Origin of the sequence: Catellatospora coxensis, from assembly GCF_016862635.1 — a bacterium.
GTDB classification, from domain to species: domain Bacteria; phylum Actinomycetota; class Actinomycetes; order Mycobacteriales; family Micromonosporaceae; genus Catellatospora; species Catellatospora coxensis.
In genome coordinates this window covers 1-10,596 of record NZ_BONI01000144.1, presented here as the reverse complement: position 1 = coordinate 10,596, position 10,596 = coordinate 1, and the positions used below count along the sequence as shown (strand labels likewise).

General features: G+C 72.9%; 3 protein-coding genes. All 3 read left to right on the top strand.

Annotated elements, in window-relative coordinates:
• Nucleotides 1–66 precede the first annotated feature (66 nt).
• Nucleotides 67–4,725 (top strand): hypothetical protein, encoded by a 4,659-nt coding sequence (locus Cco03nite_RS41065; protein WP_203699466.1) that lies wholly within the window; start codon nucleotides 67–69, stop codon nucleotides 4,723–4,725.
• 263 nt (nucleotides 4,726–4,988) lie between these two features.
• Nucleotides 4,989–8,210: an ABC transporter permease gene (locus Cco03nite_RS41060; protein ID WP_203699465.1), complete on the top strand. Its 3,222-nt coding sequence runs from the start codon at nucleotides 4,989–4,991 to the stop codon at nucleotides 8,208–8,210.
• Nucleotides 8,207–10,596, top strand: a 2,390-nt coding sequence (locus Cco03nite_RS41055; RefSeq protein WP_203699464.1) for a hypothetical protein, incomplete at its 3' end; no start/stop codon positions are given. The genes Cco03nite_RS41060 and Cco03nite_RS41055, both read left to right, overlap by 4 nt.

The following is a 10,596-nucleotide window of genomic DNA, read 5'->3' as shown; positions in this document are numbered from 1 at the left end:
GGCATGAGCAAGGCGATCACCAAGGCGATCGGCGGGCGGCGTGACCCGGACGTCGGTGACCGGTGGATGGGCTCGATTCCCGGTCAGATGTTCGTCGGGGCGCTGACGGAGTTCTCCGCCGAGCAGCTGGCTGATCTGGCCACCAACGGCCGGGCGCTCCAGTCGGACGATCCGTGGGCTGCCGCGACGGCAGGCGCGGTGGAGGGCGTCGTGGACTGGGCCGGACACCGATCCCGCCCTGGCGGCGGCGCGTTCGCGGGGTTGGACGGCGACGTCGGAAAGCTCGACATCGCGGGATGGAACGGTGTCCCGGCCGGTGACAAGGCGGGCGGGAACGCGCAGAAGGTCCGGGTGACGGGTTCGGGGAACGCCCGGGGCGACTTCGTGCTGTCGGGCAGGTTCGATCCGCGGGACGGGTCGTTCACCGGCGGGGTCTGGGCGCGGGGTCGGGTGGCCTCGCCGGGCGGGACGGTGCTGGAGGGCGGCTTCGCCGGTTCGGGACGGTTGACGGGCACGCTCGACGGCCGGATCGTCGCGGCCCGGTTCGGCGGCCGTTCCGATGACGGGTCGTTCGTGGCGGACGTTCGTGTCGTCGGAGGTTTTGCCGGACAGTGGGGCGTGGCCGGAGTGTTCGTGCCGGAACGTGGCGGTGCGCCGCCGGCCCGCCCTGCCGCGGCCGTCCCCGCCGGCATCGGCACGGGCATCGGCCTGCCTGGCCCGCTGGCCAAGCCCATGTCCGCGCCGATCGTTCCGTACGTGCCGAAGACCGTCGCCCCCGAGCAAGCGATCGCCATGACCGCGGCATCGACCGGGCCCGGACGGGTCGCCGCAGACCCGAGCGCGGGCGGCTCTCCGCTGACGGCAGGCACCCGTTCGGTGGAGTCCAGCCCAGCGGGCATGGATCCCGGCTCGGGCACGCCGCGCATCGACGACCCGGGACCGCAGTCCGGACCGCAGCGATACGAGCCCGTCGCGGACCAGCCGGGCGCGCTCGTGCCCACGACTCTGCTCGCCGTCCACCCGGAACCGGCCGTCCCGGATCCGGCCGCCGCCGCGGATCCGGTTCTGGAGCAGGTGCTGAGGCTGCCGAGATGGCAGGAGGAGAGTGACTGCGTACCAAGGGTCTGGGAGGTGTTGCGTCGATTGGGGGTGGCGGGGACCCGGGCCGTCGACGACGGGGCCGGGTCGCGCGGTGTGGACGATCTGGTGCGCTTGTTCGGCGGCGGCTGGCGGCGCGGAGCCTCGGCGACGCTGGCACGGTTGGAGCCGGGTGAGCTCACCGTGGTCCAGGTGGAGACGGTCAACGACCCTCGGCACGTGCTCATCGTGTGGCGCGACACCGAGGGTCGGCTGTGGCAGGTGGAGACCCAGGCGGCACCGGCGTCTGTCATGGCCTCCCTGGACCACGGGGCGGTGTCCCATGGACTGGTCGACACCTATACCGACACCGCGACGCAGACGCCGGTGGTCCTGTCGAACCCGATTCAGCTGATCACCGACGAGCACGGGAGGCTGTTGCGGGCCGTGCCGGACGTGGGCCGAGTCGCGGGCTCGAAAGCCGCGGTGCCCGCCGGCGACGTGATGGGAACCGACACCCTCGTGCACGCGCTGCTGGACCCGCCCATCACCACGGCGCCGGGCATGTATCGCCGGAATCCCCACACGCACGCCCGCCCTCTGGTGCTGAACGCCGTGGTCGCACGCGACGCGTTCACCATCGACAACGACACGGGGGTACTGCGGCTGAAGAGCCCGTTGTCAGTCGATCCTGACGGGCCCGTACACCCGCTGGCCACCGGAACGGACCGGCTGCTGCTGACGACAGGCGGCGTGTGGACCGCTGACGGCCGGATGGAGATCGCCGCCGGGACGTCGTTTCGGGTGGAGGAGGTCGACCAGATCAGCGACGCCAGTCGGATCCCGCTGGCCGGCAACGGCACGAACATTCCGGCGGCTGCCTTCCACTACCACCTCGGGGCGGCGCTTGCGCCGGATCGTGCGATGGCCACTGCCGGGTTGCCGCGGTCGGTGTTGTGGGAGAGACGTTTTCAGTACGTCCTGCGCGGCAGCGAGTTGAGGGGCGCCGGCCTCGTGTATGTCGAAGGGCCGCAGGCTGAGGTGCTGCCGCTCGTTTACGGCGTCGGCACCCTGGCCTGGGTCGGCCGCATCGCGGCCGAAGCGACCAGCGACGCGGTGATGGCCGGTTGGTGTGCGCGGCTGCCGCCGGGAGAACGGCTGGCCATCGAGGTGTCCGCTCGTTCCGTCGAAGGCGGTGCGCGAGCGGCGAAGATGGCAGAGGGCGTCGCGCTGGTGCTCCAGCGGCGGATCGTGAACGGGCTGACCCGGTGGTCCGAGCGGCACGGCGGTGCGGCGGTGCCGGTGGTGGAGGTCGAATTCCGCACCGTGGTGACCGGAAACCTCCGGCTCAGGGGACACGCCAACGATCTGATCGCCATACGCCGGTTGACGGCCGGCACCGGAACCGGGCAGCGGCTTCCGCTCCTGCTGCCGCCGTCGCAACGAGTTGACCCGCTGGGACGGGTAGGCGGATTCGTCAAGACCGTGGACTTCGATCCGCAGACCCTGGCGCCGGCTCCGGCGGCCGTCGACGAGATCGCGCACGTCCTGGAGGGTCAGATCCGGGCCGGTCTGCGAGAGCTCCGCCCGCTGCCGCGCGTGACCGTACGAATCTCCATACCGTGGGACACCGCCGCTGCCCGCCGTGCCGCGGATCAGCGCGCCCGCGGGTTCCTGAGGGTCCTGGCCGGCAGGCTGATGCAGCTGAATGTCGGGCTGCCGCAGGTTCAGGAGTGGATGAAGGCGATGCCCTCGGCGGCCGTGGTGCTTTTCGGTCTCGATGAGACCAACGGCGCCATCCGCCTGGAGGTGTACAGCCATTCCCTCGCGGGCAGATCGGTTGTGGCAGAGCAGCCGTCCGGCGATCAGGTGATGCGGGTGTCGTTCGAACCGCCGACCCGCTACCAGCGCGGAGGTTACCTGTGGCCACTGGACCGCGACATCGCCGCGCGCACCGCATGGACGTTGTTGGCAAAAGCCGAGGCGAGCGTGCAGCATCGTCATCCGCTGCCGCAGGTCACCGCCGAGGTGTCGATTCCGGCGGACACCGCCGAGGAGCGCCGGGCGGCGCATGCGCTCGTCTACGGGTTCCTGTCGACGGTGGCCGGGCACCTGAGGATTCCCGCTAGGGCCTCGGGCGCGGTGGCCCCTTGGGTCAACACGCTGCCGGCCACGGCCAGAGTCGTGTTCAGGGTGGTCGAGTCTGTGCCTGGACGCGGCAGCTCGGTCGACCTGTACACCTCGCGGACCGCGCCCTTCCCGGTGCCCGCGCAGTTGCGCGTCTACTTCGACGACGAGTGGGGGTGGCAGAACAGGCGCACCGTCGGCGAGACATCCGCCAAGCGCTACCACCAGGCCGTGATTCCGCTCGGCGATCTCATACTGCAGCGCGACGATGCCCATCGGCAGGGGCCCGATTTTCTGAACTATTGGCGCACCGCGCCTGATTCAGCGCTCACGCGGGGCTGGTGGACCGTGGACGGGCCGGTACCCGCAGCAGAGATCGAGGACGCCTTCCGGAGTCTCGATCCGCAGGTTTCCCGTCACGTGGACGCCCCGTACGTCGAACCCGTCGACGCCGTGGGACACCACGGGGCGACTGTCGTCCCGATCTACTTCAACCCCCGCTACGACGTCGTCCGCATAGCCTTCGACGAGCCGACAGGACTGCGAGTGGTGCGGGTCTTCCGGATCCGCTACAAGCTGCAGCCCGGTGCCGGAGTGACACCGGCGGACGTCGAGCGGATGAAGGCGGCAGGACAATCGACTTTGGCGGCGGTGAACGGCCGGTACCGCCTGCCGGGCGGCGACCAGTTCCACTTGATGATCGAGTTTGTCGATCGTGGCGAGTACCACACGATCATGGTGCCCCACCAGATGCCGGCACATCGCCGCGACCTGCTGGCGGACGTCGACACCTGGCCGACTGCGCTGTTGACCGACCCGGCGCTAAGGTCGACCATTTTGCACGAAATGCTGCACAATCTCGGGTTGGGAGAGGATTACCACGACATTCGCTGGAACATTCCGGCGACAAGGCCTGTGTCGGTTCTCCGGTCAGCGGTGGCGCCCGCGCCACCGGGCTCGGCCGGGCGCATGCCCCGGCGTACCGACCAGCCTGGAATCATGGGCCTTTACGTGCCCGGGTTCCCGGAGTCGGGAATCGCGGTCCGCTACCTGGTGCAGATCTGGGTGGTGCAGGAGAGCCAGGCAAAGGCTCCACTGGTGCGGTACGACACCGCCGCGCGTGCCGTCGTGCCGCACCCTGTCGAGCTGAGGTCGGACGCGCTCGCAGAGCTCGACCTGCCGGAACGCCGGCGTGCGCTCAACGTGTTCGCCGACCAGATGCCGGCGATGGTGCGGCATGCCTGGCACGGCGGTGAGAGGTGGCTCGTGCCGGACCGGCTTCCGGTGGTTCAGATCCGGGTGCCCGCCGCCGTCGCCGAATCGTCCCAGATAGCTGCGATCCGGGCAGAACTAGTAGACGCGGTCAAGCGGGTGCTCGACCGGCACAGCCTGCCTGTCGACGGCATCGTGTTCACCGTGCTGGCAGACGATGCGATCCCGCCGGGCGTGATCCGGGTCAGGGCCACCCTGGCGCCGGTGCTTGAGGCGATTCCCGGCGACGAACGCCGACCGCGAGGCTGACCTGTCGGAGCCCGGGTTCCCGGTCCTGGGCCCGGCCCAGGACCAGTGGGCCCCGGATCGGCAGGGCAACATGTCGTCTCGTGAGCTCGTGATCCTGCGCGATCTTCTTCAGCCCAGCTCACCGCAGCTGCGGCGTGGTCGGGCGAAAGGGGTGACGCGGGTGTTCGCTCATAACGGTCCGATAACACTGACTTTCCACGGTGAACCGGTAAAGGTCCCTTTCAGTAGTGACCTGCGTCCGTGATCGACTACAGGGAGGTGCCATGCTGGGACGTCGCCGAGCCAACAGCGCGAAGGGCCTGTTGGCAGCCGCGGCCGCGGCAGCGCTGATCTCGACGACCCTGCTGGTCGGGTTGGCGAGCTACAGCGACGCGGTGATCGCGGCGGGCGGCCGGGCGGCCGTCGCGGCGGCGCCGCCGCAGGAGCGGGCGATCCAGGTGCGCCTGCCGTTGCAGACCACCGGCAACAGGTATGTCGGCAGCGGCGGAGCAGTCGACAAGTCCCAGGCCGAGGCATGGGCCCGCACCGACACCGCGCTGCGGGAGTCGTTCACCGGGCGCTTCGGCGACACCGGGTTCGCCGCCGCCGGCTACACCAGCGGCCTGCGCTTCGACGGCGACACCGGCGACGCCGTGCCCGACGCCTACGGCGTCGTCTACGCCCGGGTCATGTTCCTCGACGAGCTGGCCGAGCACGCCCGGCTCGTCTCCGGGAGCTGGCCGGCCCCGGGCGGTCAGGTGCCACAGACGGTGGTCGGCGAGGCCGCCGCGCATGCGCTCGGGCTGCGGCCCGGCTCGCGGGTTTCCATGACCAACGGCATCACCAAGAAGACGCAGCAGGTCGAGGTCAGCGGCGTCTTCGCGGCGCGGTCGCCGCAGGACCCGTACTGGCTGCTCGCGCCGGAGCTGGCCGACGGCGTGGAGCCCGGCGGCCACACGTACGGGCCGCTGGTGCTGGACCGGGCGGACTTCTTCGCCGGCTGGTCCTACCTGGGCAGCAGCGGCTGGGTCGCGACACCCGACCTGTCCCGGGCCGAGGGGGCCGACCTCGCCGCCGCACGCGCCGCCGCCGGCACGCTGGACGAGGTGCCCGAGGAGCTGGGCTTCAGCGAGACCGGCCAGGCGTCGACGCAGCTGGAACGGCTGATCGACCGGATCGAGCAGGCCCGGCTCGTCGGCCGCTCGGACATGCTCACCCCGCTGCTGCTCATCGCGATCCTCGGCGGGTATGCGCTGATGCTGCTCGCCTCGCTGCTGACCGAGGGCCGCCGCGCGGAGACGGCGCTGCTGCGGGCCCGCGGCGCGTCCCGGGTCCAGCTCGGCGGGCTGGCCGCGCGGGAGGCGCTGCTGATCGCGGCACCCGGCGCCCTGCTGGCCCCGCTGCTGGTGACGCCGCTGCTGAAGGTCGCCGAGCGGCTGCCGGCCCTGGCCGGGATCGGCGTTCGGCTGGAGGGCGGCGTCACCCCGCTGACCATCGGCCTGGCCGCGGCGGCCGGGCTCGGCTGCGTGCTGGCGATGCTGCTGCCCGCGCTGCGCGGCGGCGCGACCTACGTCGCCGATCTGAGCGCGCAGTCCCGGCCCAGCCGCGCAGCGGTCGCCCAGCGCACCGGGCTGGACGTGGCGCTGATCGGCTTCGCCGTGCTCGCGTGGTACCAGCTGCAGCAGTACGACTCGCCGCTGTCCGGCGTCGCCGGCCGGCTCGGCATCGACCCGCTGCTGGCCTCGGCCGGACCGCTCGGTGTGCTCGCGGGCGCGGTGCTCGCGCTGCGGCTGCTGCCGCCGCTGACCCGGCTGCTGGAGCGCCAGGTCGACCGCGGGGCGTGGTTCGCCACGCAGCTGGGGGTGTGGCAGGCCGGGCGGCGGCCGCACGCCGGGCCGGTGCTGCTGCTGGCGCTGAGCGTCGCGGTCAGCACGCTCGCCTGGACCCTGGCCGCGACAGCCCGGCAGTCGCAGGTGGACCAGGCCGACCACACCGCCGGCGCGGACCTGCGGCTGCTGGAGACCTCCTGGGCCACGCCGGGTGACCGCGCCAGGCAGGTCTCGGCGCTGCCCGGGGTGACCGCGGCGCTTCCCGCATGGCGCACCACCGTGACCGCCGGCGAGAACGAGACCTCGATCTCGCTGCTGGCGCTGGACGCCGCGGCCGCCGGGGACGTGCTGCGGATGCGCGCGGATCTGGGCGACAGCCGCGCGGCGGCCGCGGGTATGGCAGCGCTGAGCCGGCACGCGCCGGGCGTGGAGCTGCCGGCCGGGGTCAAGGCGCTGCGCGGATCCATCCGGATCACCGCGAACGGCCGGGATTTCGACGCCCAGCCGCGTAACGGGTCCTCCGTGCAGCTGACCGACCCGCACGGCGGGGTCCACCAGGTCCCGCTGTCCGCCGGCACCGGCGGTGACGATCACGCGTTCGAGGTCCCGTTGCCGCAGGTGGCCGGTCTGCGGCTGACCGGGTTCTCGGCGGACGGCCCCTACGTGCAGTCCGACCTGCAGGTCGTGACGGAGTTCACGGGCCTGGCGACCGTCGACGCCGCAGGCGTGGCGACCGGCCTGAACCTGGAACCGCCAGGCGTTCGCTGGGGCGCGGCCGACGCTCCCGGCGAGGCGGACCTGCAGGTCGCCGCCGACAGCGCCCGCGTGAGCATCCACTTTCCGGAAAGCCAGGTCTGGGAACTCTTCTCCGTCACGCTGCGGCCCGACGCGGAACCCGTCACCGTGCCGGTGGTGGCCACGCCCGAGGCGCTCGCCGCGCTGCACACCGAGGTCGGCGCCAAGCTGACCCTGCCACTGTGGGCACCCGGCACGCAGGCGCAGGTCACCGGCGTGGTCGCCGCGCTGCCCGGCGGATCGGCCCCGGCCGCGCTGCTGGTGGACATGCCGTCACTGGCCACCCACCTGCAGCAGCACGGCTGGCGGGCCCCGGCCGTCGACGAATGGTGGCTCACGACCGAGCCCACCCGCCACGCCGAAGCCGCCGCCGCCGCGGCAGCCCTGCCCGACCTGACGATGATCGACCGGCACGCCCTGGCCGTACACGCGGCCGACGACGCGTTCGGCGCGGGCGCGCGGATCGCGCTGTTCATCGCGGCGCTGGGGGCGATCGGGCTGGCCCTGGTCGGCATCGCGGTCGACGTCCGGGCCACCGCCCGGCGGCGGGTGGCCGAGCTGACCGTGCTGAACACGCTGGGCGCGGCACCGCGCCTGCTCGCCCGCGCCCTCATGATCGAGCAGGCGCTGCTCGCCGGTCTGGGTGTCGCGGTCGGCCTGGTGGTAGGCCTGCTCGTCGCCAGGACGACCGGCCCACTGGTGATCATGACCCCGAGCGCGGGCCGGCCGGTGCCGACCGCGCTCACCACGACGGACTGGCTGCCCGTGCTCGGCACGGCCGCGACCCTGTTCGCCGTCACCCTGGTGATGGCGGGACTGGTGGCGACCACGCTGCGGCAGCGGCTGGCCACGTCCCACCTGCGGAACGGAGCCGACCGGTGAGTGGATGGACCGCCCGGATTCGCGCCGGCGCCGGGCCGCTGGCGCTGCTGGCAGCGCTGGCGCTGGCAGCCGGGGTGCTCGTGGTGGGCACGCCGCGGGCCGTCAACGAGCTGACCGACGTCGGGCTGCGCCACGACATCTCCCAGCTCGCGTACACGGCCCGGGACCTGACGTTCCGCGGTGAGAAGGCCGACGACGCCGACTGGGGCCCGCAGCAGCGGCTGCAGGAGCAGCAGGCGGCCCTGCAGCCGGCCCTGCGGGACCGCATCGTGCAGTCCTGGTGGGCCGCGTCGACGCAGCTGGAGAAGTCGCCGGTCAGGGGGACCGGCCTGCCCGAGGGCCCGTTCGGGAACACCCCGCCGCTGTTCGCCGTCCGCCGTGGCAGCGGGCTGGAGGAACGGGTCGACCTGGTGGACGGCCGTTTCCCGCAGACCACGACCGGCGGGCCGGTCGAGGTCGTGCTGACCAAGTGGAACGCGGAGAAGCTGAAGCAGCGGGTCGGCAGCACGTTCCGCTTCGGCTTCTACGGCGAGGTCCCGATGAAGGTCGTCGGCCTCGTCGTGCCGCACGACGAGCAGGACACCTTCTGGGAGCCGGTGCCGTTCGCGCTGCGCACGCCCCCGGCCGGCGACGACGAGCCGTACCGCGCGGTGCTCTACTCCGACGAGGCCGGACTGGCCAAGCTGGTGCCGGTGGCCCCGGTGTACTACGAGTTCCGGTACCGGATCAGCACGTCGAGTCTCGACCTGGCCGTGCTGCCCGAGCTGGTCGAGGCGGCGAGCGTCGCGCGCCGGCAAGGGCTGGACTCGATGCTGCTGACCAGCCTCGACAGCCAGCTGGCCCGGTTCGCCGACGAGGTGCGCGCCGCCCAGGCACTGCTGGCCGTGGTGCAGGTCGGCGCGCTGGTCACGCTGGCCGGGCTCGCGCTGCTGGCCTCGTGGGTCATGGTGTCCCGCCGCCGGGCCGAACTCGGGCTGCTGCGGGCACGGGGCGGCGCGATCCGCGCGCTCGGGATCTTCACGCTGCTGGAAACGCTGCTGGTGGTGCCCGCGGCGGTGGCCGGCGGGCTGCTCGGCACGGCGGTGACGGGCCGGCCCGCGGTCGCCTGGCCCGCGCTGGCCGCGTTCACGGCACTGGCCGTGCTCGCGGTGCCCGTCATGGCCATGTTCGTCGCCCGTGATCCGTCGTCCTCGGCCGGACGCGGTGACACCGCCACGGCCCGGGTCGGCGTCAAGCGGCGCACCGCCGAGCTGAGCCTGCTCGTGCTGGCCGGGCTGGGCGTGTGGCTGGTCCGCAGCCGCGGCCTGAGCAGCGGCGGCGGGGTGGACTTCTACCTGGCGGCGGTGCCCGCGCTGCTCGCCGTGGCAGCGGCGCTGGCGATGGTACGGGCGGTGCCGCCCGTGGTGAGCCGCCTGAGCCGGTTGACGGCGCGGGGCGACGGCCTGGTGGCCTTCCTGGGCCTGTCCCGGGCGGGTCGCACCGCTGGCGCCGTGATCGGGCCGGTGGCGGTGCTGGTCGTGGCGGTCAGCACGGCGGTGTTCAGCATCGCCGTGGCCGGGGCCCTCGACACCGCCCGCGACCGGGCGACCGACCTGCGGGTGTCCGCCGACGTGAAGGTCGACGGGTACTACTTCGACGAGGCCGCCGCGGCTGAGTTCGCGGCGGTGCCCGGCGTCACCGCCGTCTCGCCCTACATGGCGTACTCCTCGGCGGACCTGATGACCGGCGGGCAGCGCCAGGGCACCACGTACGCGCTGGTGCTCGACGCCCCGTCCTACACCCGGGTCCTGGCGCAGTCCGGCGTCGTGCACCCGGTGCCCGCGGCGCTGCGCGACGCGGCGCCGGGCTCGCCGCTGCCCGCCGTGGTCTCGCCCGAGGCCGCCGGACAGCTGGGCGGGCTGGGCGGCAAGGGCACCGTCGCGATACGCGGCCGGTACTACGAGTTCACGGTGGCCGCGGTCGTCGAGGGGTTCCCGCCGATCCGCAACGGCGCGGCGAACTTCGTCGTCCTGCCGTGGCAGGCCATCCCGGCCGACGCCCGGGAAGCGCTGCTGGCCACCGGCTACCTGATCGCGGGCGACCCCGACCCGCAGCGGCTGCGCGAGGTCGGCGACGCCGCCCAGAACCGCTGGGCCAACACCGGCTTCCAGGCCGTCGACTTCATGCCGGAGACGACCGTCACCACCTGGGAGCAGTCCCGGGCCGCCATGGAGGCCTCCAGCGTCAACGCGGTGGTGACGTTCGCGTATGCGATCGGTGCGGGTGCGGGGGTGGCGTTGGCGTTGCTGGCGATCGGGTTCGCGGTGGTGTCGGGGGCGCGGGGCCGGGGCACGGTGCTGTCGCGGTTGCGGACGATGGGCCTGTCGCGGGGTCAGGGCCGTGGCCT

Bases quoted from the DNA above. Each gene is read 5' to 3' on its own strand.
- Cco03nite_RS41060 (WP_203699465.1), top strand. From the start codon at position 4,989: ATGCTGGGACGTCGCCGAGCCAACAGCGCGAAGGGCCTGTTGGCAGCC.
- Cco03nite_RS41065 (WP_203699466.1), top strand. From the start codon at position 67: ATGGGCTCGATTCCCGGTCAGATGTTCGTCGGGGCGCTGACGGAGTTC.